This window comes from Rhizobium hidalgonense (assembly GCF_002914525.1).
Taxonomy (GTDB): domain Bacteria; phylum Pseudomonadota; class Alphaproteobacteria; order Rhizobiales; family Rhizobiaceae; genus Rhizobium; species Rhizobium hidalgonense.
This window is the reverse complement of sequence record NZ_LODW01000048.1, coordinates 22,698-46,417: the sequence shown is the minus strand read 5'-3', so window position 1 is coordinate 46,417 and position 23,720 is coordinate 22,698. Positions and strand designations below refer to the sequence as shown.

At 61.1% G+C, this 23,720-nt stretch carries 22 protein-coding genes; 11 read left to right on the top strand and 11 right to left on the bottom strand.

What is annotated here, in order from left to right; genetic code table 11:
• Positions 1 to 80 precede the first annotated feature (80 nt).
• The 3 genes from ATY29_RS10130 to ATY29_RS10120 all read right to left on the bottom strand — a co-directional run bounded on the left by ATY29_RS10130 (position 81) and on the right by ATY29_RS10120 (position 2,804).
• On the bottom strand, positions 81 to 1,400 hold the full coding sequence (locus ATY29_RS10130) for a M23 family metallopeptidase (RefSeq protein WP_003568909.1): 1,320 nt from the start codon (positions 1,398 to 1,400) through the stop codon (positions 81 to 83).
• Positions 1,401 to 1,506: 106 nt separating this feature from the next.
• On the bottom strand, positions 1,507 to 2,334 hold the full coding sequence (locus ATY29_RS10125; protein ID WP_097532669.1) for a ferritin-like domain-containing protein: 828 nt from the start codon (positions 2,332 to 2,334) through the stop codon (positions 1,507 to 1,509).
• On the bottom strand, positions 2,331 to 2,804 hold the full coding sequence (locus ATY29_RS10120; protein ID WP_003568907.1) for a peroxiredoxin: 474 nt from the start codon (positions 2,802 to 2,804) through the stop codon (positions 2,331 to 2,333). The genes ATY29_RS10125 and ATY29_RS10120 overlap by 4 nt, the downstream gene beginning before the upstream one ends.
• A 124-nt stretch (positions 2,805 to 2,928) precedes the next feature.
• Here ATY29_RS10120 and ATY29_RS10115 point away from each other — a divergent pair, with 124 nt between their 5' ends.
• On the top strand, positions 2,929 to 6,330 hold the full coding sequence (locus tag ATY29_RS10115; protein WP_003568905.1) for a YhdP family protein: 3,402 nt from the start codon (positions 2,929 to 2,931) through the stop codon (positions 6,328 to 6,330).
• A gap of 23 nt (positions 6,331 to 6,353) precedes the next feature.
• On the opposite strand, the gene ATY29_RS10110 is transcribed toward ATY29_RS10115, so the two are convergent.
• Positions 6,354 to 8,015, bottom strand: coding sequence for an alpha-amylase family protein (locus ATY29_RS10110; protein WP_097532668.1), 1,662 nt, complete (start codon positions 8,013 to 8,015; stop codon positions 6,354 to 6,356).
• A 199-nt stretch (positions 8,016 to 8,214) separates the two neighbouring features.
• Here ATY29_RS10110 and ATY29_RS37635 point away from each other — a divergent pair, with 199 nt between their 5' ends.
• A complete protein-coding gene (locus tag ATY29_RS37635; RefSeq protein WP_025416257.1) occupies positions 8,215 to 8,499 on the top strand; it encodes a hypothetical protein in 285 nt (94 codons plus the stop codon).
• An 81-nt stretch (positions 8,500 to 8,580) separates the two neighbouring features.
• Here the strand turns inward: ATY29_RS37635 and tyrS are convergent, their stop codons facing one another.
• Positions 8,581 to 9,837: a tyrosine--tRNA ligase gene (gene tyrS, locus ATY29_RS10100; RefSeq protein WP_025416256.1), complete on the bottom strand. Its 1,257-nt coding sequence runs from the start codon at positions 9,835 to 9,837 to the stop codon at positions 8,581 to 8,583.
• A 130-nt stretch (positions 9,838 to 9,967) separates the two neighbouring features.
• Here tyrS and ATY29_RS10095 point away from each other — a divergent pair, with 130 nt between their 5' ends.
• Together ATY29_RS10095 and ATY29_RS10090 are read left to right on the top strand one after the other, a co-directional pair.
• Complete coding sequence (locus ATY29_RS10095) at positions 9,968 to 11,086, top strand: anhydro-N-acetylmuramic acid kinase (RefSeq protein ID WP_025416255.1); 1,119 nt, start codon at positions 9,968 to 9,970, stop codon at positions 11,084 to 11,086.
• On the top strand, positions 11,083 to 11,610 hold the full coding sequence (locus tag ATY29_RS10090) for a GNAT family N-acetyltransferase (RefSeq protein WP_025416254.1): 528 nt from the start codon (positions 11,083 to 11,085) through the stop codon (positions 11,608 to 11,610). Before ATY29_RS10095 ends, ATY29_RS10090 begins: the two co-directional genes overlap by 4 nt.
• Here ATY29_RS10090 and ATY29_RS10085 read toward each other — a convergent pair.
• Together ATY29_RS10085 and ATY29_RS10080 are read right to left on the bottom strand one after the other, a co-directional pair.
• On the bottom strand, positions 11,607 to 12,782 hold the full coding sequence (locus tag ATY29_RS10085) for an acyltransferase family protein (RefSeq protein WP_003568897.1): 1,176 nt from the start codon (positions 12,780 to 12,782) through the stop codon (positions 11,607 to 11,609). The genes ATY29_RS10090 and ATY29_RS10085 overlap by 4 nt on opposite strands.
• A gap of 141 nt (positions 12,783 to 12,923) precedes the next feature.
• Positions 12,924 to 13,601 carry an alpha/beta hydrolase gene (locus tag ATY29_RS10080; protein WP_003568896.1) on the bottom strand — a complete coding sequence of 226 codons (678 nt, stop codon included), beginning with the start codon at positions 13,599 to 13,601 and terminating at the stop codon, positions 12,924 to 12,926.
• Between the two features lie 216 nt (positions 13,602 to 13,817).
• On the opposite strand from ATY29_RS10080, the gene ATY29_RS10075 reads away from it, so the two are divergent.
• From ATY29_RS10075 to sufA, 7 genes are all read left to right on the top strand, one after another.
• Complete coding sequence (locus ATY29_RS10075) at positions 13,818 to 14,984, top strand: cysteine desulfurase family protein (RefSeq protein ID WP_097532667.1); 1,167 nt, start codon at positions 13,818 to 13,820, stop codon at positions 14,982 to 14,984.
• Between the two features lie 168 nt (positions 14,985 to 15,152).
• On the top strand, positions 15,153 to 16,622 hold the full coding sequence (gene sufB / locus ATY29_RS10070; protein ID WP_003568892.1) for a Fe-S cluster assembly protein SufB: 1,470 nt from the start codon (positions 15,153 to 15,155) through the stop codon (positions 16,620 to 16,622).
• Positions 16,623 to 16,813: 191 nt separating this feature from the next.
• Positions 16,814 to 17,569 (top strand): Fe-S cluster assembly ATPase SufC, encoded by a 756-nt coding sequence (gene sufC, locus ATY29_RS10065; RefSeq protein ID WP_003568890.1) that lies wholly within the window; start codon positions 16,814 to 16,816, stop codon positions 17,567 to 17,569.
• 24 nt (positions 17,570 to 17,593) lie between these two features.
• A complete protein-coding gene (gene sufD, locus ATY29_RS10060) occupies positions 17,594 to 18,868 on the top strand; it encodes a Fe-S cluster assembly protein SufD (RefSeq protein WP_097532666.1) in 1,275 nt (424 codons plus the stop codon).
• A gap of 12 nt (positions 18,869 to 18,880) precedes the next feature.
• Positions 18,881 to 20,122 carry a cysteine desulfurase gene (locus ATY29_RS10055; RefSeq protein WP_097532665.1) on the top strand — a complete coding sequence of 414 codons (1,242 nt, stop codon included), beginning with the start codon at positions 18,881 to 18,883 and terminating at the stop codon, positions 20,120 to 20,122.
• A gap of 12 nt (positions 20,123 to 20,134) precedes the next feature.
• Positions 20,135 to 20,515 carry an SUF system Fe-S cluster assembly protein gene (locus ATY29_RS10050; protein ID WP_003559708.1) on the top strand — a complete coding sequence of 127 codons (381 nt, stop codon included), beginning with the start codon at positions 20,135 to 20,137 and terminating at the stop codon, positions 20,513 to 20,515.
• A 112-nt stretch (positions 20,516 to 20,627) separates the two neighbouring features.
• On the top strand, positions 20,628 to 21,020 hold the full coding sequence (sufA, locus tag ATY29_RS10045; protein ID WP_003568885.1) for a Fe-S cluster assembly scaffold SufA: 393 nt from the start codon (positions 20,628 to 20,630) through the stop codon (positions 21,018 to 21,020).
• A gap of 59 nt (positions 21,021 to 21,079) precedes the next feature.
• Here sufA and ATY29_RS10040 read toward each other — a convergent pair whose 3' ends face one another.
• From ATY29_RS10040 to ATY29_RS10025, 4 genes are all read right to left on the bottom strand, one after another.
• A complete protein-coding gene (locus ATY29_RS10040) occupies positions 21,080 to 21,385 on the bottom strand; it encodes a flagellar basal body rod protein FlgC (protein WP_097532664.1) in 306 nt (101 codons plus the stop codon).
• 215 nt (positions 21,386 to 21,600) lie between these two features.
• Entirely contained in the window at positions 21,601 to 22,392 is a 792-nt protein-coding gene (locus ATY29_RS10035; RefSeq protein WP_097532663.1) for an amino acid ABC transporter ATP-binding protein, read from the bottom strand.
• The gene (locus ATY29_RS10030) at positions 22,389 to 23,057 is read right to left on the bottom strand and encodes an amino acid ABC transporter permease (protein WP_003568880.1); all 669 of its coding nucleotides are present in this window, start codon (positions 23,055 to 23,057) and stop codon (positions 22,389 to 22,391) included. The genes ATY29_RS10035 and ATY29_RS10030 overlap by 4 nt, the downstream gene beginning before the upstream one ends.
• Positions 23,054 to 23,695 carry an amino acid ABC transporter permease gene (locus tag ATY29_RS10025; RefSeq protein ID WP_003568879.1) on the bottom strand — a complete coding sequence of 214 codons (642 nt, stop codon included), beginning with the start codon at positions 23,693 to 23,695 and terminating at the stop codon, positions 23,054 to 23,056. Before ATY29_RS10025 ends, ATY29_RS10030 begins: the two co-directional genes overlap by 4 nt.
• Positions 23,696 to 23,720 lie beyond the last annotated feature (25 nt).

Below are 23,720 nucleotides of genomic sequence, written 5' to 3'. Positions count from 1 at the left end.
ATAGCCCCGAATGGCCGGCAAGTCAAGAAATAGAGAGGCCCCACCCTGTACAGAGTGAAGCGATGGTTACCTGACGGCTGTTACTTGATATAGGTGGCGAGTTTAAGGCCGGCATTCATGAAATATACTGGATCGACCGCGTGCCCGTCCTGGCGCACTTCATAGTGCAGGTGCGTGCCCGTCGAGCGGCCGGTGCTGCCGGCAAGGCCGATAACGTTGCTGCGGCCGACCGTGTCGCCGACCTTGACCAAGACCTGGGACATATGGCCATAGCGGGTGGAGATGCCGTTGCCGTGATCGACTTCGACCATGTTGCCGTAACCGCCGGTCCAGCCGGCGGAAATGACCTTGCCAGGCGCCGACGGGCGGATCTTTTCACCCGGCGAGAAGCGGAAATCGATGCCGGAATGCAGCGCGAGGCGGCCGAGGAAAGGGTCGCGGCGATTGCCGAAGGGGCTGGTCACGTCCTTGCCGATGGCGGGGTTGCGGAAGGGCAGGGATTCGGCGGTGCTGCGCACGGCCTCAAGCCGGGTCAGTGCGCCGTCGAGCGCTGCCAGCGAATTGTTGAAATCGTCGTTGCTTTCAGGTTCGACATAGGGGCCGCCGACGGCATCGTCGTCCTGTCTCGCCGCAACTTCCTCAGGCACTGGAATTTTGAATCGGGTCAGCACATTGCCGATGGCATTGGCGGCATTGCCGGCGTCGCTCGTCAGTTGCTCGACGCGGTTGCGCTGATCCTGTTCGACCCCCTTCAGCGACAGCGTCACGTTGGAGAAGATGCGGTCGGCGCGGTCGCCGACCGTTTCGGCCGAGGGCACATAGGCAAGCGTCGTATTGTCGGGTGTAGCATCAGCAGGCGCACCGCTCGCCAGCTGTTTCTCGATCGCCTCGATGCCGCCACCGGTCAATGAAGCGCGCTTATCCTTGATGTCGGGGGCATAGGACTGAACGGGTGAAGACGAGGCAGGCGGGGCGCCGTCCTTTTCCGTCAGACCCGAGCTTTCGGCCCGGTCGAGCAGATTGTCGAGCTTACCGTGGCGCGAGGTCAGCGCCATCTGCTGCTCCATCAGCTTGTCGACTTTGTCCTCGACCACCTGCTGGTCTAGGAGCTGACGCGACGTGATGCGATCGACCTGGGCGCGGAGGGCTGCGATGCGGTCTTCATAATCGTGCTGCATGCGGGCTTGCCGCGCCATGGTGGCGCCGATCAGGTCGTCGCGCAGCACGAGGTAGGAGGTGGCGAGGAGATAGCCGATCGAGAAGACGCCGACGAAGCAGAAGGCAAGCGCGGCCATCCAAGGCCGGACCGTCATGTGGCGGACCTTGTCGCCGCTTGCCAGGATCAGGATATGTTCCTGCGCTCGCCTGCCGAATACCCGGTGCTGATGTCCGCTGTTCACGCAGGCTCTCCCGATTGATGCGCTACGCCTCTTTCGGAAAATTAGACACGTTTATGGTTAACGAATGCTTTCCTTATCGCTATGCGCGTCAGAAATACCAGCTATTTCAAGCGTGACTGATCGATGCGAGCGAGCGGTAGAAAGATGGCGTCAACCCGGCCTCGGCGCGGGCGAGATCATTGAAGGGCGGCTTCAGCGGCCCGCGGAAATTGGCGCGCACCAGCTCCTGAAAGGCTTTTGCCGGGTCGCGCTTCTCCCGGGCGCAGAGGAAGCGGAACCATTTGGCGCCGACGGCGACATGGCCTTTCTCGTCGTTGTAGATGACGTCGAGGACGGCGGCACTTTCGAGATCGCCGGTCTGGCGCATCTTGGCTTGCAGCGACGGCGTGACGTCGAGGCCGCGGGCTTCGAGAATCAGCGGCACGACGGCGAGCCTTGCCGTCAGGTCGTTGCGCGTCGAATGGGCCGCCTGCCACAGCCCGTCATGGGCAGGAAGATCGCCGTAATCGGCGCCGAGATCGTTAAGGCGGGCGCGCACCATGCGGAAATGCTTGGCCTCCTCGAAAGCAACCTGCATCCAGCCGTCGAAAAACGAATTCGGCACCTGTTCGGTGGCGAATCGCGCGACGATATCCAGCGCCAGATCGACGGCATTGAGCTCGATATGGGCGATGGCGTGGAGCAGGGCGATCCGGCCTTTCAGCGTATGCAGCGATCGTTTTTCCACCTGTGTCGGTGGCGTCAGCACCGGGCTGTCGGGACGGCCGGGCCGCTCCGGCAGCGCGGCATCGAGCGGCGAGCGCAAGGACACCCGGCGTTCAAACCAGCGGGTAGCGCTTTCCTGCGCAAGCGCCGTCTTGCGGTCGAGATCGGCGGAGCAGATCGCATCGATGGCGCCGCCGCGCAGCGAGGTTATCGCCAGGTCCCCGCTCACGCTGCCAGATTCCGCACGGCCTCGAGCACGGTTTCGGCATGGCCCTGCACCTTCACCTTCTGCCAGATGGTGGCGATCGTGCCGTCCTGGCGGATCAGGAAAGTGGTGCGCTCGACGCCCATGAAGTTGCGGCCGTACATGCTCTTTTCCTTCCAGACGCCGTAAGCCTGCAGCGTCGTCTTTTCCTCGTCCGAGGCGAGCGCCACCGAAAGACGGTGCTTCCTGATGAACTTGTCATGGCAGGCAGCCGAATCGGGCGACATGCCGATGACGACCGCACCCGCCGCTTCAAACTCGCTTGCGAGCGCTGTGAAAGCCAAGGATTCGGCGGTGCAGCCTGTCGTGTCGTCCTTGGGATAAAAGAACAGCACGAGCGCCCGGCCGTGGAATTCGGCGAGCGAAACGCGGCCGCCGCCGTCGCGGGGGAGGTTGAAATCAGGAGCCGTGGCGCCGATGCCGGGAACCGCCATTGGGAAAACCTTTCTTTTGCCGGGTTTGTGGATGACACTTTCTCTCCCCGAATTATATAGTGGATGGAAACCCGTCCAGCATTGCCGGGTTCATTTCTTCATTTAAGGGAGAGCCCGAAGGCGCATGTCAGCCATCCGCGGCGAAAAGGTCACGTTTCGCAAGAAGGATATCGTTGCGCTGGACCGCTTGCCGTCCGCCCAGGCCGAGGATCCGATCATCGTCCATTGCCCGCCGCCGCGCTCGCCGGCGCGGCGTACGGCAAAGCTGACCGCAGGTTTTCTGGGCGTGATTCTGCTTGTTCTCGCCGCGCTCGTCTTCACCGTCGAGAGCGGAATGTTCGACAGGCCACTGTCGCAGCAGGCGCAGGCAGCGTTGAACAGCGTGGCCGGACCTCGCTATCGCGCCGAAGTGGGCTCCACCGTCATTCGCTTCACCTCTGATTTCCGGCTGGCGCTGGAAGCGCGCGACGTCAACATGATCGATGAGCAGAGCGGCCAGCACCTGTCGACGACGGGCTCGGTGCGCCTCGGGCTCGATCCGCTGCAGCTTTTCCGCGGCCGCATCGCCGTCACCGATATCGAAGCCGAGGATATCGCGCTCGATACCGCGCTGCTGCCCGCCGGCAATCCGGTTCTGCTCGACGATCTGCGCATCGACGCCATGCCGGCGGCGATGGAGAAGATCTTCTCGCAGTTCGACATGTTCGACAGCATCGTCACGCGCGGCTCGACGAATTCCGTGCGCATCTCCGGCATCGACATCAAGCTTGCCGACACCGCCAACGGCCCGCTGTCGCTGGTCGTCGACAATCTCGTCTTTGCTCATGCCGGCCCATCCTCGCTGCAGTTGACCGGCGAGGTGGCGCTCAACGGCGAGGTGGCCGAGCTCGACGTGCTGGCCGAGAAGGAAGCCGGCCATGTGTCTAAGGTGGTGGCGACGCTCAAACATGCCGACCTCACGCCCTTTGCTCTAAAACGCAACGATCAGGGCGTGATCCGGCAGGGGCTCAACGCCTTTGCCGACCTGACGGTATCGGCCACCAGGGGGCGTGATGGCGAGCAGCCGGCGCTGGCGGCAACCGTCGACATCGATCCTGGCCTGATTTATGCGGACGGCGATCCGCAGGAACTGTCGGGCGGCCAGATCAACCTCGTTTATGATTTCACCAAGCAGACCCTCGAAATCGCCCGGTCGAACGCCCGGTTCGGCGCGACCACGGTTCCGATCAACGGCGCGCTGATCGATCTCGACAAGCTCGATCCGCAGGCCGGCAAGGGCTTCGGCATCGACCTGCTGGTCAGCGGCGGCACGGCAGCTCCCGGCGGCTCCGGCGAGCAGCCGCTCTCCTTCGATATCCAGGCGACCGGGCGTTACTTGGTGGCCGGGCGGGAATTCCTCTTTCCCAACATGACCGTCTCCAGCCCGCTCGGCGCGCTATACGGGGCACTGCACGTCAAGCTTGGGGGCAAATCGCCGGAGATCAGTTTTGCCGGCCAGTCGGCACAACTGCAGACGACGGCGATCAAGCAGCTCTGGCCGTTCTGGATGGCGCCCAAGGTGCGCACCTGGGTACATGGCAACCTCTTCGGTGGCACCGTCACCAACGCCTCGATCTCCGTCTTCATTCCCTTCGGCAGGCTCGACGAGGCCGCCGGCGGCAAGGGCCTGAAACTCGACGCCAACCAGATCCGCATCGGCTTCGACGTCGCGGATGCGCGGATGAACATCGCCGGCGACATTCCGCCAGTTCGCGACATGGCGGCCCATTTCGACCTTATCGGCCCGGCTGCGACGATCGCGATCAAGAGCGGCACGTCGTTTTTCCCCTCCGGCCGGTCTGTCGGTCTCGGGCAAGGTACATTCATCTTACCCGCCACCTACGACAAGCCGCTGATGGCCGATATCGATCTAGCGATCTCGGGTTCAGCGGACGCGGTCGGCGAGCTTCTGACCTACCGGCCGATCCGGGTGCTGCAGCGCGCCGGTTTTACGCCCGACGATCTCAAGGGGCGGATCGACGCGCATGTGAAGGCGCATTTCGGCCTGCTCTCCTCGCAGAACCCGCCGCCGGCCGAATGGACGGCGGAAATGAAGCTGACCGATATCGATCTTGCCAAGCCGTTTTCCGGTCGGACGATCAGCAATCTCGATGGGACGCTGAACGGCAATCCGAAACAGATCACCCTCGACGCCAAGGCCCAGATCGACGGCGTCCCGGCCGATATCGATCTTGCCGAACCGGTCGAGGCATCCGACAGCGCCAAACGGCAGCGGGTAATCACCGCGACGCTTTCGGAAGACCAGCGCAACAAACTGATCCCCGGCCTTTCCGGCATCGTCGGCGGCAGCGTCAAGATGGTGCTGACGCGCATCGACGACGACCGGCAGGACGTCCAGCTCGACCTCACCAGGTCGCAACTCGACCTGCCATGGATCGGCTGGTCAAAGGGCAGCGGCATTGCCGCGACGGCCGAATTCGAAACATCCGGTCCAGCCGACAATACCGAGATCAAGAATTTCCGGCTGAAGGGCGACGGTTTCGGCGCCATCGGATCGATGAACATCGGGAAAGGCGGGTTGATCTCGGCCGATTTCGACAGCGTCAAGCTCTCCTCGCTCGACGATTTCGCCCTGTCGGTGAAGCGCAGCAAGGGCAATTTCGACGTTTCGGTCTCCGGCGACAGCGCCGATGCGCGGCCAGTTATCGCGCGGTTGAAATCGGGCTCGGGCGGTGACGATGATGACGGGGATGCCGGCGACACCGGCGTATCGGTGCGCGCCAGGCTGAAAAACGTCATCGGCTTCAACGACGAGAAGATCGGCAATTTCCAGGCGCAGGTGTCACTGCGCGGCGACAAGCTGCAGACGCTGAACTTTTCCGCCGTGACCGACAGTGGCGAGGCCGTGGTCAGCCAAATGAAGGACGGCGGCGTCATCAACGTCACCAGTGGCGATGCCGGTGCGGTATCGCGTTTCGCCGATCTCTACCAGCATATGCAGGGCGGGCTGCTCAATCTGGCAATCCGACTTTCGCCACAGGGCGGCTGGGACGGCTCGCTCGACGTGCGCCGTTTTTCGATCGTCAACGAACAACGGCTGCGCTCGATCGTCTCGACGCCCGTCGGAAACGAGCAGCGCAGCCTGAACGAAGCGGTCAAGCGCGACATCGATACCTCGTCGCAGCGTTTTCAGCGGGGCTTTGCCCGCGTTGTCTCGCGGGGTGGCATGGTCGGCATCGAGAACGGCGTGCTACGCGGCGACCAGATCGGCGCGACATTCCAGGGCGTCGTGCGCGACCGCAAGGGCAATATGGACATGACCGGCACCTTCATGCCAGCCTATGGCCTCAATCGGCTCTTTGCCGAGCTACCGCTGATCGGCGTCATCCTCGGAAACGGCAGTGACCGCGGCCTGATCGGCATTACCTTCAAACTCACGGGCAATTTCGACAAGCCGAACCTGCAGATCAATCCGCTGTCAATCATCGCGCCGGGTGTTTTCCGGCAGATCTTCGAATTCCAGTAAGGTTGGCGAGGCGGCACCCGGGACTAAATTTCCTTACGCCTGAGGAGGTAGTCGAGGCCGCCGACGCGATACCAGCGATAGCCATAGGCATCGAGCACCACGGAATGTAAGCCTTTCTCGTCCGCCTCGCTGCTCGCGCCGTCGGCAATATCGATCAGCTGTCGGCCGTCTTCACCTATATCCGGATCGAAGGTCACCTCTGCCGGCTGCGCATGCAGATTGTGCAGGATCAACACGGAGTTGCCTCGCCAGTCGTAACGAAGCGCCAGCACGCCGTCGTCGCCGGTGTCGACCACGGAAAAATCGCCCCAGCCGATCTCCGGTGCTTCCTTGCGCATCCGGATCATCCGCTCGGTCCAGTTCAGCAAGGAGTTCGGGTCGCGCCGCTGTTCGGCGACATTGACGTGCTGGAAGCCGTAGGGTCCATCCTTGATGACGGGCGAGACGGGCTTTCTGCTTTTGGTGAAACCGCCTTCCGGTTCCGTCGACCACTGCATCGGCGTGCGGGCGCAGTCACGTTCCGGCAGGTCTAGATCGTCGCCCATGCCGATCTCGTCGCCGTAGCGGATGACGGGGGTTCCGGGCAGCGAGAACAGCAGGCTATAGGCCATCTCGATCTTGCGGCGGTCGCCGCCGAGCATCGGCGCCAGGCGCCGGCGGATGCCCCTGTTGTAAAGCTGCATATCCTTTTCGGGGCCAAAAGCAGCGAAGACCGCGTCGCGCTGCTTTTCCGACAGCCGGCCGAGGTCAAGTTCATCATGGTTGCGGAGAAACAGGCCCCACTGCGCGGTTGCCGGTCGCGGTTTCGTCGCCTCCATCGCCTTTTTGAGCGGCCGCGTATCGGCATTGGCGAAAGCATAAAACAATGCCTGATTGACCTGGAAGTTGAACATCATCTGCATGCGGTCGCCATCGTCGCCGAAATATTCGAAATTATCCTTCGGCAGGATGTTGGCCTCCGCGAGGATTATAGAATCGCCGAGGCGCCACTGCAGAAATTCGCGAAACTTTCTCAACATGTCGAACTGCTCGACAGGCTTGGTGACATCGGCACCTTTCGTCGCGATGATGAAGGGGGCCGCATCCATCCGGAAGCCGGACACGCCGAGCTGGATCCAGAAACCCATGATCTTGAGGATCTCCGCCTGCACTTCCGGGTTGGAGGTGTTGAGATCGGGCTGGTGATCGTAGAAGCGGTGGAAATAATAGGCCTTGGCCGCGTCGTCATGGGTCCAGGTGCTCTTCTGGACGCCGGGGAAGACCATTCCCTGATCGGCATTCGCAGGTTTTTTATCTGACCAGACGTACCAGTCGCGGTAGCGTGACTGCGGATCGCGCCTGGCGTCCTGAAACCAGGGATGGTCCTTGGAGGTATGATTGATCACCAGATCGATCAGCACGCGGATCCCGCGCTGCTTGGCGCCGTGAGTGAATTCGACGAAATCGCCAAGCGAGCCGTAACGCGGGTCGACATTGTAATAATCGGAAACGTCATAACCATCGTCGCGGCCGGGCGACGCCTGGAACGGCATCAGCCAGATCGCCGTCACGCCAAGGCCGGAGAGATAATCGAGACGCCGCATCAGCCCCTGAAAATCACCGACGCCGTCACCGTTCGCATCCATGAAGGTTTCGACGGACAGGCAGTAGATGACGGCGTTCTTATACCAGAGGTCGTTGATCATAGGCGCTCCAATCCAATCTGGTCGCAAATCCCGGCGGGCGGAAAAGGTTCCGACAGGTGGCGATTGTTGAGCGCCCTGCTGGCTGGTGCCGACCTGTCCTCACAAAGGCGGACATTCATGCTTTGCTTATTTTAGGGAACTCTGATGTAATGTGGGTCCCGGCCCGCGAATAGCCGCCGGGGCAATGTCGGAGGATGCCATGCACTGTGCTTGGACAGTCTCTTTCATACCGGTCGCAATGATTGCCGTTGCCGCTGGCGGCGCTGCTTCATATTCCGCAGAAAAGAGCGGGCGGTTGAGGCCGCCGGAGCTCATCCGTTCCGCCCACGTGCTGACGGTTCCTCTCGATGCGACGGTGACACCGCCGACCTTCTCCATCAGTTGGTGGTCACGCGTGACGCGCGCCCCAGATGTCGATCCGCCACCCTATGTCTTCCGCGAGGCCGAACGAACGGACGCGACATCTCGACCCGGGGTTGAGTGAGGGTTGCGCCAACTCAGGAGTCGGGCAAAGAAAAAGCCGGCGCGGGCGCCGGCTTTGATATCCGTTCGCACTTGAAGCCGCTTACGCCGCGCGGCGGATCAGGATGTGCTTCTTTTTGCCGAGCGAGAGCTTGATGACGCCATCGGCGGTGATCTCGCCGCTGCCGATCAACATGCGCTCGTCGCTGACCGCCTGATCGTTGATGCGCACCGCGCCGCCCTGGACGTGCCGGCGAGCTTCGCCATTCGAGCCGGCCAGGCCGGCACGAACGATCAGCGACAGCAGGCCGATGCCGGCGTCGAGTTCGGATGCGGGAACCTCGACAGACGGCAGGTTGTCGGAGAGGCCGCCTTCCTCGAAGGTCTTGCGCGCCGTTTCGGCGGCCTGCTCGGCAGCCTCGCGGCCGTGCAGGATCGCCGTGACTTCAGTCGCAAGGATCTTCTTGACCTCGTTGATCTCCGAACCGCCGAGCGCCGAAAGTCGGGCGATTTCGTCCATCGGCAGCGTCGTGAAGAGCTTCAGGAAACGCGGCACATCGGCATCCTCGGTATTGCGCCAATATTGCCAGAAGTCATAGACCGGGAGCAGGTCCGCATTCAGCCAGACCGCGCCGGACGCCGACTTGCCCATTTTGGCGCCGGATGACGTCGTCAGCAGCGGCGAGGTCAGGGCGTAAAGCTGCGGCGTCCCCATGCGATGACCAAGGTCGATGCCGTTGACGATATTACCCCACTGGTCCGAACCGCCCATCTGCAGGCGGCAATCGTAACGCGTGGCTAGCTCGACGAAGTCGTAGGCCTGGAGGATCATGTAGTTGAATTCCAGGAACGACAACGACTGTTCGCGGTCAAGGCGCGTCTTCACGCTGTCGAAGGACAGCATGCGGTTGACCGAGAAATGGCGGCCGACATCGCGCAGGAACTCCAGGTAATTCAAGGAGCGCAGCCATTCGGCGTTGTTGATCATCAGCGCGGCGTTGCCGGGCTTGTCGTAATCGAGATAATTTGAGAAGCAGTTCTTGATCGAGGCAATATTCTGCTCGATCGTCTCGATCGTCATCAGCTTGCGTGCCTCCTCCTTGAAGGAGGGATCACCGACCATGCCGGTGCCGCCGCCCATCAGTGAAATCGGGCGATGGCCCGTCGCCTGCAGCCAATGCAGCATCATGATCTGCGTGAGATGGCCGACGTGCAGGCTGGATGCCGTCGGGTCATAGCCGATATAGGCCGTCACGGTTTCCTTGGCGAACAGATCGTCGAGGCCACGTTCATCGGAGACCTGATGAATGAAGCCGCGCTCTTTCAGCGTGCGGAGGAAATCGGACTTGAACTCGGACATGGCGTTCGTCTCTTCGTGTCTGCGCTTGACCGGCGGGGCTCACGCAAGTTCGTTGTTGTTGATCTGTCGCGGCGCGTTTAGCACTGTTTTTATAAAAGTGCATCCGGGAATCGCATGGGAGGCAAGCCTCATGGATGTCGTCAGAACCGCGATCGGCCTGATGAGCGGCACGTCGATGGATGGAATCGACGTCGCGTTGCTCAGGACCGACGGCCGCGGCTTTATCGAACGCGGGCCGTTCCTGGGCGTACCCTATGAGGCCGATTTCCGTCAGCGGCTCAAACGGGCGTTGGAACTGGCGCGGCCGCTGACCGACAGGAACGGCCGCCCCGCCGAACTTCGCGACATCGAGCTGGAGTTAACCCAACGGCATGCAATTGCCGTTATGGCATTCCTGGAGCGCTTCGGGATCTCTGCCAATGCCGTCGATGTTCTCGGCTTCCATGGCCAGACGGTGCTTCACCGGCCCGACGAGGGGCTGACGATCCAGATCGGCGACGGGCAGCAACTTGCCCAGACCACCGGTCTATCGGTGGTCTACGATATGCGCGCCAACGATATGGTGCATGGCGGGCAGGGCGCGCCGCTGGTGCCTGTGTATCACGCAGCGCTTGCGGGAAAATTTCAGCAGGCGGGACAGGCGGTCTGCTTCATCAATATCGGCGGCATCTCGAATCTGACCTTCATTGGCACGGACGGGCGGATATCGGCCTTCGACAGCGGGCCGGGCAACACGCTGATCGACCAATGGGTGGAGATGCAGACCGGCCAAGCTTATGATCCCGGCGGCGAGATCGCCGGACGCGGCAAGGTCGTGGCCGCTCTCGCAGATCGATATCTCGCAAGCCCATTCTTCCGCGGCAACGTCCGCCGCTCGCTTGACCGCGGCGATTTCGCGCCGCTTCGGGCCGGCGAGGCAAGCCTTGAGGACGGCGCCCGGACGCTGGCGCATGTCGCTGCCGCCTCGATTATCCAATCCACCGGTTTTCTGCCCGAGACCCCGTCGACCTACATCGTCTGCGGCGGCGGACGGCTGAACGGCACTCTCATTGCCGAGTTTTCGGTCATGGCCGAAGGGCTGGGATCGAATGTGTTGACCGCCGAAGAGGCAGGTTTTGACGGCGATGCGATGGAGGCCGAGGCCTGGGCATATCTCGCCGTTCGCTCGCTGGACGGATTGCCATTGACGTTTCCCGGCACGACGGGCGTCGGCGCTCCCGTCACCGGCGGGGTGTTGGCAACGCCATGACAAGCGAGCGTGGCATCCTGAAGACGCCGCGACTGGCCTTCGTCATGTGGGACGAAGGCGATGCGGCCCTGGTGCAGCAGTTGCATTCGACGATGGCGACGACCCGGTATCTCTCCGGCAATGCGCCGTGGAGCCTTGAGAAGGCCGAGGAGCGGCTGCGGGGCTGGTTCGAGGAGCAGGCACGCGACGGCACGACCAAATATAAGCTCATCGGCGAAGATGGCAGCTTCATCGGCCGCGCCGGTATTTCGCGGTTCAGGAGTGAAGAATTCGAACTCGGCTATTCCTTCCGCGAGGAGGCGTGGGGCAAGGGCCTTGCGACTGAGGCTGCGAGCGCGCTGGCAGACTGGTTCTTCGAACGGCAGTTTGCATCGGGCTTCATCGCCTTTACCCATCCCGAAAACACCGCCTCGCAGCGAGTCCTCGCTAAGATCGGCATGCGCGAACGCGGGCCGATCCGGATCGATGGAATGCCAGGGCTGGCTTTCGAACTCACCGCCGACGGGCGGCCGGCAAGGCCCTAACTTTTTACGGCGACTGGCCGGACACCGGATCCGCGCCCAGCCTGATTGCCATCCTCGACGCCTCTGACCTGGGCGATGAAGGAGAACTTCTTGCGAAGGCCGAGGATCGGCTTTTCGATGAAGTGCCAGGACAGCACCGCGACGGCGAGAGCCGAGGGCAGGCCAACGAGGTAGAGCGCTAAGGCTCCATATTTCGGATAGAGAAAGACCGTCGGGAATGAGCTGATCCAGATCTGCAGGAACGGATCATGGTAGAGATAGACGCCGTAGGAATAATCGCCTTTCCTGAAAAAGGCGGGAATGGGCACCTCCGACAGGCCGATAAAGACGGTGATATAAACCAGCGAGGTGATGACGATCGGCCGGTTGATCACCGACTCGACCGCGCGGCTGTCCAGGGTCAGAATGGCGATGACGCAAACCAGGCAGGCGGCGGCAAAGATCCAGCGGGAATGCGGAATGAGAGCTTTGAACTGAAAGGCGACGATGCCCATCATGAACGCCGTTATCAGCTGGGAGCCCCGGCTCATGAACAGGAAGCGCGCGATCGGCTTGATTGAACCAGGCAACAGATAGGGCATCTTTTGAATGACGAGGCCGATGAAGATATAGGCGATCGTCACGCCAAGCAGCTTATAGCGCGTCTTCACGATGGCGGTGACCATCAGCAACGACATGATGATGTAGCAGAATATCTCCCAGGGAACCGTCCAGAGCGCGCCGTTGACACGCTGGCTCGGATTGTCCTGGAAAACACCAGGCAGCTCGTAATGGATCCAGCCGACGATATTCAGGAAGTATTTGAAAAACCGCGGATCGGTAAAATAGTCGGCGTGATAGACGATAGTGACGATCGGCCCGATGATCAGCGAACAAACGACGATATCGACGGCCAGTGCGGGGACGATGCGCAAGCCACGATTGATCAGAAAATTCCGCAGGCTCAGGCGCTGGGCGCTGCCGGCGATCAGAAATCCGCTCAAGGCGAAAAACATCGGAACGAGAGCGTATTCGGTAAACCAGAATACCGAGCCTCTGATGAAGGCATCATTCCTTGTCAGCAAAAAGGAATGGGTCAGTACGATAGAAAAGGCGAGTCCAATTCGAAGAAAGTCGAACCCCGGACCGATACCCCTATACTTATCCAGGACTTCCCCGAACGACTTGGTCATTGCGGACCTCGCTTTAGTTAGGATCGCGAGGACCCTACCGCACCGCAATATATATTGCAACACGGTAGGTGATCTGTTCCGGCACAATCGACCCATGCGGCCTGGACCGTGCCGCATAGGATAAATTTGAGTGAGATGAGGTTAGCGAATCCGCTTGGCGGCCGGCTCCGGCACCAACTCGCCGTTCAGGCGGCGGTCGAGATAATCCTCGCATTCGCCCATCAGCGTTTCCACCTGGCCGTTGAAGAAGTGGTTGGCGTTGGAAACGGTGCGATGGGTAATGAGGATGCCCTTCTGGGTCTTCAGCTTCTCCACAAGGCCATTTACGTCTTTTTCCGGCGCCACCTTGTCGGCCTCGCCGTTGATGATCAGGCCAGAGGAGGGGCAGGGCGCCAGGAAGGAGAAATCGTAAGTATTCGGCTGCGGCGCGATCGACATGAACCCTTCTATCTCCGGCCGGCGCATCAACAACTGCATGCCGATCCAGGAGCCGAAGGAATAGCCGGCGACCCAACAGGTCTTCGAATCGGGATGCAGGCTCTGCACCCAGTCAAGCGCGGAGGCGGCATCCGACAGTTCGCCGGCGCCGTGGTCGAATTCGCCCTGGCTGCGGCCGATGCCCCGGAAATTGAAGCGCAGCGTCGTGAACCCGCGCTTCTGGAACATGTAGAAGAGCTGGTAGACGATCTGATTGTTCATCGTGCCGCCGAACTGCGGATGCGGATGCAGGATCAGGGCGATGGGCGCGCTTTTTTCCTTGGAGGGCTGGTAGCGGCCTTCAAGACGGCCGGCTGGGCCGTTGAAAATTACTTCGGGCATTGGTACTCCGGGTTTTATTTCGCGTTCGCGCTGCGTTGGACGACAACATGACTTGACTAGTGTTGTCAGCTTTTCTAAAACGCAGTTTAGAACAATTCGAAACTTGCATGGCGATCCACGCATCGTGAATGTGTCATAAGGCAAGCCCGGCGGAAATTTCAAGGAAAATGAACCGCGGGTGCTGAAGCAAGCTCGTCAAGCGCAGGACTGAAGATCATGGCGCCGCCACGCCTTTATCTCGACTGGAATGCCACAGCGCCGCTGCACCCTGCAGCACGCGAGGCGATCATGCGCGCCATCGACATTTTCGGCAATCCAAATTCCGTTCATGGCGAAGGCCGCGCCGCCCGCGCTGCGATCGAATGTGCGCGTCGCAAAGTGGCGGCTCTGGTCGGCACCGACGTTGGCAATGTGATCTTTACCAGCGGCGCGACCGAGGCCGCCAATCTGGTGCTGACACCGGATTTCCGCATGGGCCGCACGCCGCTGGGGCTCGGCCAGCTTTATTTTTCGGCGATCGAACATCCCGCAGTGCGCGAAGGCGGCCGCTTCACCAAGGAGAAGATGACGGAGATCCCGGTGACCGAAGCCGGCATCGTCGATTTGGATGCACTCGCTACGATGCTCGATGCCCATGACAAGGGCGCCGGCCTGCCGATGGTTGCCATCATGCTCGTCAATAACGAGACGGGCATCGTTCAGCCGGTGGAGGCAGCAGCAAGGATCGTTCACGCCCATGGCGGGCTTTTCATCGTAGATGCCGTGCAGGCAGCGGGGCGCATCGGGCTCGACATCGGCAAGATCGGCGCCGATTTCATGATCGTTTCCTCACACAAGATCGGCGGGCCGAAGGGCGCCGGCGCGCTGATTGCGCGCGGCGAGGCGCTGATGCCACGGCCGTTGATCCAGGGCGGCGGGCAGGAGCGCGGTCACCGGTCGGGGACACAGAATTCCCTGGCGCTGATCGGCTTCGGCGCGGCGGCGGAGGCTGCGGCCGACGAACTCGAGGCTCGCAATGCGGCAATCGGCGCGCTGCGCGAGCGGCTGGAAACCGGCATGCGTCGGGCAGCAGCCGATGTGGTGATCCACGGCGCGGGCGGCGAGCGCGTCACCAATACGATTTTCTTCACCCTGCCGGGGCTGAAGGCGGAAACCGGACAGATCGCCTTCGATCTTGAAGGCGTGGCGCTTTCGGCCGGCTCTGCCTGCTCGTCCGGACGGCTCGGCGAAAGCCATGTGCTGACGGCGATGGGACGTGACGCCAAACTGGGGGGCTTACGCATCTCGCTCGGCTTTTCGACGACGGACGAGGATATCGACAGGGCGATTGCTGCTTTTGCGAAGATCGCCTGCCGGCGCAGACTGGCGGGCGAGGCGGCCTGACCGCGTCATAAACTTGCGGAAACGCAAATTTCTGCTTGCCAACCGGGCTGAAAAGTCCCTTTTGGCCTCTTACATCTAGGGCAAGGAATTGCCTGGCATCAAGGGCAAGAGAATTGCCCAAGCGCTACAAGCTGCCGGACCTTGTATCCGGCGAGATTGGAGAATGAAATGGCTGCCGTGCAGGAAACGATCGACCAGGTGCGCCTGATCGATGTCGACCAGTACAAATACGGTTTCGAGACCGTCATCGAAATGGACAAGGCGCCGAAAGGCCTGTCCGAGGACATCATCCGCTTCATCTCCGCCAAGAAGCAGGAGCCGGAGTGGATGCTGGAATGGCGCCTGGAAGCCTATCGGCGCTGGCTGACGCTGGAAGAGCCGACCTGGGCCCGCGTCGATTATCCGAAGATCGATTTCAACGACATCTATTATTACGCCGCGCCGAAGAGCACACCCGGGCCGAAGTCGCTGGATGAGGTCGATCCGGAGCTGCTCAAGGTCTATGAGAAGCTCGGCATTCCGCTGCGCGAACAGGAGATTCTTGCTGGCGTCGAGAAGCCGAAGATTGCCGTCGACGCCGTCTTCGACAGCGTCTCGGTCGTCACCACCTTCAAGGCGGAGCTGAAGAAGGCCGGCGTCATCTTCATGTCGATCTCGGAAGCCATCCGCGAATATCCCGATCTCGTCCGGAAATATCTCGGTTCTGTCGTGCCGACCTCGGACAATTATTACGCGACGCTGAATTCGGCTGTTTTCACCGACGGCTCCTTCGTCTTCGTGCCGAAGGGCGTCCGCTGCCCGATGGAGCTTTCTACCTATTTCCGCATCAACGAGAAGGGTACCGGCCAGTTCGAGCGCACGCTGATCATCGCCGAAGAGGGTGCCTACGTCTCCTATCTCGAAGGCTGCACGGCGCCGCAGCGCGACGAAAACCAGCTGCACGCCGCCGTGGTCGAACTCGTTGCGCTCGATGATGCCGAGATCAAATATTCCACCGTCCAGAACTGGTATCCGGGCGACAAGGAAGGCAAGGGCGGCATCTACAACTTCGTCACCAAGCGTGGCGATTGCCGCGGCGACCGTTCGAAGATCTCCTGGACGCAGGTCGAAACCGGTTCGGCCATCACCTGGAAATATCCGTCCTGCATCCTGCGCGGCGACGACAGCCGCGGCGAGTTCTACTCGATCGCCGTGTCCAACGGCCATCAGCAGATCGACAGCGGCACCAAGATGATCCATCTCGGCAAGAACACCTCGAGCCGCATCGTCTCCAAGGGCATCGCCGCCGGTGTGTCCAACAACACCTATCGCGGCCAGGTCTCGGCCCACCGCAAGGCGTCGAATGCGCGCAACTTCACCCAGTGCGATTCGCTGCTGATCGGCGACAAATGCGGCGCCCATACCGTGCCCTATATCGAGGCGAAGAACTCGACGGCGCAGTTCGAGCACGAAGCGACGACTTCGAAGATCTCCGAGGACCAGCTGTTCTACTGCCTGCAGCGTGGCATCCCCACAGAAGCGGCGATCGCACTGATCGTCAACGGCTTCGTCAAGGAAGTCCTGCAGGAACTGCCGATGGAATTCGCCGTCGAGGCGCAGAAGCTGATCAGCATTTCGCTGGAAGGCTCCGTGGGCTAAACACTGGTTCCTTCATCCTCGGGCTTGTCCCCAGGATCCGCGCACGTAAGCGGACAGCCGCATCGGAGCACTAGAGCAATATAATTGAAGGCTTAGATCCTCGGGACAGGCCCGAGGATGACGGATCGAGACCGGTGCGACGGTCAATTGGGCGGCCCTTGAAGCCGCTTTATGAATAGGAAAAAAACAAGATGCTTGAAATCAGAAACCTTCATGCCCGCATTGCCGAAGACGGCACCGAGATCATCCGTGGCCTGAACCTGACGGTAAAGGCCGGCGAAGTTGCCGCGATCATGGGGCCGAACGGCTCCGGCAAGTCGACGCTCTCCTATGTGCTGTCCGGCCGCAGCGATTACGAAGTCACCGAGGGCGACATTCTTTACAATGGCGAGAGCATTCTCGAGCTCGATCCGGCCGAACGCGCCGCCAAGGGCGTCTTTCTCGCCTTTCAGTATCCGGTCGAGATTCCGGGTGTCGCCACTATGCAGTTCCTGAAGGTGGCGATGAACGAGCAGCGCAAGGCGCGCGGCGAGGACGAGCTGACGACGCCGGATTTCATGCGCCGCGTCAAGGAAGCTGCGGCCAAGCTGCAGATCAACACCGAGATGCTGAAGCGGCCGCTCAATGTCGGTTTCTCCGGCGGCGAGAAAAAGCGGGCCGAAATCCTGCAGATGGCACTGCTCGAGCCGAAGCTCTGCGTGCTCGACGAAACCGATTCCGGCCTCGATATCGACGCGCTGAAGATCGTTGCCGATGGTGTCAACGCGCTGCGTTCGCCGGACCGCGCCGTTGTCGTCATCACCCACTACCAGCGCCTGCTCGACTATATCGTGCCGGATACCGTCCACGTGCTCTACAAGGGCCAGGTGATCAAATCGGGCGACAAGACATTGGCGCATGAGCTGGAAGCCAATGGTTATGCCGACATCATCGGCGCGGCGGCCTGATTTCGGGTGGAAAGGACGACGTCCATGAACATGCAGACGACGAGCCGCCTGACTGCGGCCGAAACGGCGCTGATTGAGGCCTTCAACCATCAGATCGGCGATCTGCCGGGCAATGGCGCGGTGACGGCGCTGCGCGACCGGCTTCTCGACGATCTGAAGAAGGCCGGCCTGCCGACGCGCCGCATCGAAGCCTGGCATTACACCGACCTGAAAAACCTGCTGCGCACCTTGCCGCCGCAGGTCGGTGACGCCGGTTCCAACGCGCTTGAGCCGCTCGTTGACGGCTCCGCCGTGCTGGCGGTGATCCAGGGCCATGCCAACCAGAAGGCTGCCGCCGACGGTCTTGGCGTTTCCGCCTATAGCGAGCATCTGCTCGACGGCTCCGCCGCAGACGGGCTCGATGCGCTCGGCAGCGACGACGCGGTCGGCCGCATCAACGGCAGCTTCGTGCGCGACGGTTATGTCGTCGACGTACCTGCCGATACCGAGCTTGACGCTCCGCTCGAGATCCAGTTCGTCCATGCCGGCGGGCAGGCCCATACGCGCCTTCCTGTAACCTTCGGCGCTGGCGTTAAAGCGACCGTCATCGAACGTCACCTTGCGGTGACCGGCGATGCCGCGCTTGTATCCCACGTCAGTGACATCGCGGTCGGCGAAGGTGCCGAGCTGACCTGGATCATCCTGCAGCAACAGGGGGCCGACGATACGCATCTCGGCCAGATCCACATCGATCTCGGCGCCAACGCCAGGCTCCGGCTGTTCGTCATCAACGCCGGCGGCAAGCTGGTGCGCCAGGAACTGCACATCAAAGTGACGGGCGAGGGCGCCGATCTGACGCTGCGCGGCATCAACCTGCTCGGGGCAGAAAGCCATACAGACGTCACGATGGTGCTCGGCCACGACGTGCCGCATACCGGCTCGACCGAAGTGATCCGCAACGTCGTCTTCGACCGCGCCAAGGGCGTCTTTCAGGGCATGATCCGGGTTGCGCCCGATGCGCAGAAGACCGATGCCAAGATGGCCTGCAACACGCTGCTGATGTCCGATGATGCCGAATTTTCGGTCAAGCCCGAGCTTGAGATCTTCGCCGATGACGTCCAGTGCGGCCACGGCGCGACGGTCACCGATATCGACGCCAATCATCTCTATTACATGATGGCGCGCGGCATTCCGGAGAACAAGGCGCGGGCGATGCTGGTCAACGCCTTCGTCGCCGAGATCGTCGAGGAACTGGAAGACGAGGCCCTGGTCGAGGCGCTGGAAGGCGTGATTTCGGCCTGGCTCGAAAAGCACGCCTGATCGGATATATCAATGGACAAGATCGTGCCGGCCACTGAGTACGACGTCGAAGCCATCCGCCGGGATTTTCCAATCCTGGCGGAGAAGGTCCACGGCAAGCCGCTGGTCTATCTCGACAACGGCGCCTCGGCGCAGAAGCCGCAGGTGGTGATCGACGCCATCTCGCACGCCTATAGCCACGAATATGCCAACGTGCATCGCGGCCTGCATTATCTCTCCAATGCCGCAACGGATGCCTATGAGGGATCGCGCGAGAAGGTCCGCCGCTTCCTCAATGCGCCGGATGTCAACGATATCGTCTTCACCAAGAATTCGACGGAAGCGATCAACACCGTCGCCTATGGCTGGGGCATGCCCAAAATCGGCGAAGGCGACGAGATCGTCCTGACGATCATGGAACACCACTCCAACATCGTGCCCTGGCACTTTATCCGCGAGCGGCAGGGCGCCAAGCTCGTCTGGGTGCCTGTCGACGACGAAGGCGCCTTCCACATAGAGGATTTCGAGAAGAGCCTGACCGAGCGCACCAAGCTCGTCGCCATCACCCACATGTCGAATGCACTCGGCACGATCGTTCCCGTCAAGGAAGTCTGCCGGATCGCGCATGAGCGCGGCATTCCGGTGCTGATCGACGGCAGCCAGGGCGCCGTGCATCTGCCGGTCGACGTGCAGGACATCGATTGCGACTGGTATGTCATGACCGGCCACAAGCTCTACGGTCCATCGGGCATCGGGGTGCTCTACGGCAAGAAAGACCGGCTTTCCCAAATGCGCCCCTTCCAGGGCGGTGGCGAGATGATCTTCGAAGTCGCCGAAGACGCCGTCACTTATAATGATCCGCCACATCGCTTCGAGGCCGGCACCCCACCGATCGTGCAGGCGATCGGGCTCGGTTACGCGCTCGACTACATGGAGAAGGTCGGCCGTGAGGCGATCGCCCGCCATGAGGCCGACCTTGCCGCTTACGCGGTCGAGCGGCTGAAATCGGTCAATTCGCTGCGAGTGTTCGGAACGGCGCCCGACAAGGGCAGCATCTTTTCCTTCGAGCTTGCCGGCATCCATGCCCATGACGTCTCGATGGTGATCGACCGGCAGGGTATTGCGGTGCGGGCCGGCACGCATTGTGCCATGCCGCTCTTGAAACGTTTCGGCGTCACCTCCACATGCCGTGCATCCTTCGGCATGTACAATACCCGCGCCGAGGTCGATGCCCTGGCCGATGCGCTTGAATATGCGCGCAAGTTCTTTGCTTGAGGAGTGTCCGTGATGAGCCTGGACGAAAGCGAACAGAAGATCGACGTGCGCGAAGGCATCGTGCATTCCAGCATTCCGGCAGATGAACTGGCGCGGCTCAGCGACGACGTCATCAGCGCGCTGAAGACCGTCTACGATCCGGAAATTCCGGCCGACATCTTTGAACTCGGGTTGATTTACAAGATCGACATCGAGGATGACCGGATGGTGAAGATCATGATGACCTTGACCGCGCCCGGCTGCCCGGTTGCCGGCGAGATGCCGGGCTGGGTCGAAAATGCTGTTGGCGCCGTCGAAGGCGTGTCGGGCGTCGAGGTCGCAATGACCTTCGATCCGCCGTGGACGCCGGACCGCATGTCCGAGGAGGCGCAGGTCGCCGTCGGCTGGTACTGAACTGCGCTAGTACGCAGTACCGCGCGCGGTATTGATCCGTTTACCTCGGGCGACTACATTTGATTCACGAAGCGCCGGATCTTGACCCCGGTTGCGGAAGGAGATGAAGCCGATGGGCTTTGCAATTATGAGCATGACGGACGGGGCTGCGGCCCGCGTCAAGGCGATCGTCGAAAATTCCGGGCCGGAGGCCAAGGGTGTTCGCGTCGGCATCAAGAAGGGCGGCTGCGCCGGGATGGAATATACCATCGACTTGGTGACCGAACCCAATGCCAAGGACGATCTGATCGAGCGCGACGGCGCCAGGGTTTGGGTCGAGCCATCAGCCGTGCTCTATCTTCTCGGCACCGAAATGGGCTTCGAGCAGACGACGCTGCGCTCCGGCTTCACCTTCACCAACCCGAACCAGACATCGGCCTGCGGTTGCGGCGAATCCGTCGAATTGAAACCCGCCGATCTCGCGGCCCTTGCCGCTCAGCGCCAGAGCGAGCCGGTGCATTCCTGACATTTACTCAGACTGACGGAAATTCAGCGCCAGCCAATCGTCTACAGGTATCGGCGTGCTCAGTCGCGCTTGATGCTCATCAGCATTTCCCACATGTCGGCGCCGGTCTCGAAGACCACGGCGTTCGCCTTGTAGCTTTGCTCGGCTTCGATCAGGTCAGTGAGTTCGGTGGCCAGATCGACATCCGACGCCGTCGGGCTGACGATGGCCTCGACGCCGCCTGATGCAGCGGAGGTGAGGTTGGTGTTCAGCCTGGTATGACCAGGCGCGCTGCTGTTTGCGACGTTGCTGGCGATCGCGCTGATCCGCGTCGTCTGTGCCCGCATGCCCGAAAGAGCAGTGCCCGCAATACCCGATATGCTCATCAGCTGTTTCCCCAGAACTGGATAATCGTCTTTTACCCGCTAGGATTTAGGGAATGCTGAAGGCGTTGCGTTAGCAAAAACCTATGAGTGCGCAACAATGCCGTCAGATTGCTTCGCAATGGTACGGCGCGCAGCCATACGCGCAGCCATATAGGGGATATCACGGGCATAACGTACAGAACCCAAACGCTTAGACGGATAAAGTAGGACGAGCTTCACAGCAACATCGAGGCTCCGCGGTCGATATAGGTATCAAGAAACTGCTCGAGGCGGGGGTTTCTAGGTCGCTTGAAAACCTCTTGCGGCGGACCGGTGAACAGCACCTTGCCGTGATCGAGAAAGATGATCTGCTGGCCGACGGTTGCGGCAAACCCGATCTCGTGGGAAACGACGACCATGGTCATGCCTTCGGCAGCGAGATCGCGCATGACGTTGAGCACTTCGCCGGTCAGTTCCGGATCGAGTGATGAGGTTGGTTCGTCAAAGAGCATGATCTTCGGGTTGAGAGCCAGGGCCCGCGCGATGGCAACACGCTGCTGCTGTCCTCCCGAAAGCTGTGACGGATAGTGGTTTGCCCGACCCCCGAGACCCACCTTGGCGAGCTGGGCCATTGCCCGCTCCTCCGCGTCCTTGCGGTTGATCTTGTGAACCGTCTTCAGCGCTTCGCTGACGTTGCCGAGCGCGGTCATGTGCGGCCAGAGATTGAACTGCTGAAAAACCATGCCGATCTGGGCGCGAATCCGGCGATTGGCGGCGGCCGGCAATCGCTCCCTTACGCCCTTCGCATTTTCCGCAAAGCCGAGCACCTCGCCATTGATGGCAATGGTACCCTTCGTCGATTCTTCCAGAAACGCCATGCAGCGCAGCAGCGTGCTCTTGCCGGATCCCGACGGACCGATCACGCAGGAAACCTGTCCCTGGGCAATATCAAGATCGATGCCGTTCAGCACGGTGGAATCGCCAAACGTCTTGACCAGATTTTTGACTGCGATCGCGGGTACGCTCATATGTGGAAAAACCTGAATCTTGTGAGTTTCGTTTCGGCGAGACGGCCAAGCCAACCGGTGATTTCGACCAGCCCCCAGTAGAAGAGGGCGAGGACAAAAAGCGCTTCGACGAAAGCATATTGCTGCGATCCGATGGCGCTCAGTGTTGCCGTCAGTTCCGGCACGGTGATGATCGACAACACGGCCGTCTCCTTCATGAGGATGATCGTCATGTTGAGCGATGGCGGCAGCACCAGCATGGTCATCTCAGGCAGCAATATGCGCCTGACGATCTGCGTGTGTGTCAGGCCAACGCATAGACCCGCTTCGATATGCCCCTTCGGGACGGCGGCAAAGCCCGAGCGGAATATCTCGCTGAAATAGGCCGCGCCGTAGATGGACAGGCCGACGACGCCTGCTGGGATCGGATCGAGCGACAATCCGACGAAGGGGCCGCCGTAGTAGACGAGGAATATCTGAATGAGGAAGGGCGTGCCGCGCAGCACTGCGATGACAATGCCGAACACCCTGTCCAGGATCACCCCGCCAAAACGCCGCGCGACAGCGACAAGGAAACCCAGAACGGCAGCGGCAAGAGCGGCGACGATCCAGATGACGATTGTCACGCAGGCACCGCTGGCGATCTCCGGCAAATGGCTGAAAATCACATTGATATCGAACGTCATCGCGGTACTCCCGGCAGGGAGCGTTCGATCAGACCGCCGGCAAGCGCTACGATCCAATTGATGGCGAGGTAGATCAGACCGGCGGAAGCGAAGATTTCAAGCGGCAGAAAGGTGCTGCCGGCAAGGTCCTGGGCCATGCGCGTCAGCTCGACGATCCCGACAACGGAGACCAGCGAGGAAGCCTTCAGAATAAGGATCGCTTCGTTGACGAGCGCCGGAAAGGTCAAACGCAGAGCGATCGGCGCCTTGATCCGGCGGAAGATCTGGATGGGAGTGAGGCCGACCATCTCGGCGGACTCGACGAGGCCCGAGGGAACGCTCGCAAACCCGCCACGTAGATTTTCAGCCTGATAGGCAGCAGTGCACAGTGAAAGGCCAACGATGGCCGCCACGATACTCGGCACGTTGATGCCGATCACCGGCAGAAGGTTATAGATCAGCAACAACTGCACCAGCAGCGGCACGCCGCGAAAGAAGCTGATGAAAATCTGCCCCGGCAACACGAAAAGCCGTTGCCGCGAAAGGAGCATGGCGGAAACAATGATCGCGATAGCAAAGCCGATCAGAATCGAAACCATGCTAATCGTCACGGTGTAGATCGAAGCTTGCAGAAGAAGTTCGAAAAGTTTGGTGGACATGGGTGGTGCTTGCCTGCGTGCTGCG

Bases quoted from the DNA above. Each gene is read 5' to 3' on its own strand.
- ATY29_RS10120 (WP_003568907.1), bottom strand. From the start codon at position 2,804: ATGGCGGTTCCCGGCATCGGCGCCACGGCTCCTGATTTCAACCTCCCC.
- ATY29_RS10115 (WP_003568905.1), top strand. From the start codon at position 2,929: ATGTCAGCCATCCGCGGCGAAAAGGTCACGTTTCGCAAGAAGGATATC.
- ATY29_RS10110 (WP_097532668.1), bottom strand. From the start codon at position 8,015: ATGATCAACGACCTCTGGTATAAGAACGCCGTCATCTACTGCCTGTCC.
- ATY29_RS37635 (WP_025416257.1), top strand. From the start codon at position 8,215: ATGCACTGTGCTTGGACAGTCTCTTTCATACCGGTCGCAATGATTGCC.
- tyrS (WP_025416256.1), bottom strand. From the start codon at position 9,837: ATGTCCGAGTTCAAGTCCGATTTCCTCCGCACGCTGAAAGAGCGCGGC.
- ATY29_RS10095 (WP_025416255.1), top strand. From the start codon at position 9,968: ATGGATGTCGTCAGAACCGCGATCGGCCTGATGAGCGGCACGTCGATG.
- ATY29_RS10090 (WP_025416254.1), top strand. From the start codon at position 11,083: ATGACAAGCGAGCGTGGCATCCTGAAGACGCCGCGACTGGCCTTCGTC.
- ATY29_RS10085 (WP_003568897.1), bottom strand. From the start codon at position 12,782: ATGACCAAGTCGTTCGGGGAAGTCCTGGATAAGTATAGGGGTATCGGT.
- ATY29_RS10080 (WP_003568896.1), bottom strand. From the start codon at position 13,601: ATGCCCGAAGTAATTTTCAACGGCCCAGCCGGCCGTCTTGAAGGCCGC.
- ATY29_RS10075 (WP_097532667.1), top strand. From the start codon at position 13,818: ATGGCGCCGCCACGCCTTTATCTCGACTGGAATGCCACAGCGCCGCTG.
- sufB (WP_003568892.1), top strand. From the start codon at position 15,153: ATGGCTGCCGTGCAGGAAACGATCGACCAGGTGCGCCTGATCGATGTC.
- sufC (WP_003568890.1), top strand. From the start codon at position 16,814: ATGCTTGAAATCAGAAACCTTCATGCCCGCATTGCCGAAGACGGCACC.
- sufD (WP_097532666.1), top strand. From the start codon at position 17,594: ATGAACATGCAGACGACGAGCCGCCTGACTGCGGCCGAAACGGCGCTG.
- ATY29_RS10055 (WP_097532665.1), top strand. From the start codon at position 18,881: ATGGACAAGATCGTGCCGGCCACTGAGTACGACGTCGAAGCCATCCGC.
- ATY29_RS10050 (WP_003559708.1), top strand. From the start codon at position 20,135: ATGAGCCTGGACGAAAGCGAACAGAAGATCGACGTGCGCGAAGGCATC.
- sufA (WP_003568885.1), top strand. From the start codon at position 20,628: ATGGGCTTTGCAATTATGAGCATGACGGACGGGGCTGCGGCCCGCGTC.
- ATY29_RS10040 (WP_097532664.1), bottom strand. From the start codon at position 21,385: ATGAGCATATCGGGTATTGCGGGCACTGCTCTTTCGGGCATGCGGGCA.
- ATY29_RS10035 (WP_097532663.1), bottom strand. From the start codon at position 22,392: ATGAGCGTACCCGCGATCGCAGTCAAAAATCTGGTCAAGACGTTTGGC.
- ATY29_RS10030 (WP_003568880.1), bottom strand. From the start codon at position 23,057: ATGACGTTCGATATCAATGTGATTTTCAGCCATTTGCCGGAGATCGCC.
- ATY29_RS10025 (WP_003568879.1), bottom strand. From the start codon at position 23,695: ATGTCCACCAAACTTTTCGAACTTCTTCTGCAAGCTTCGATCTACACC.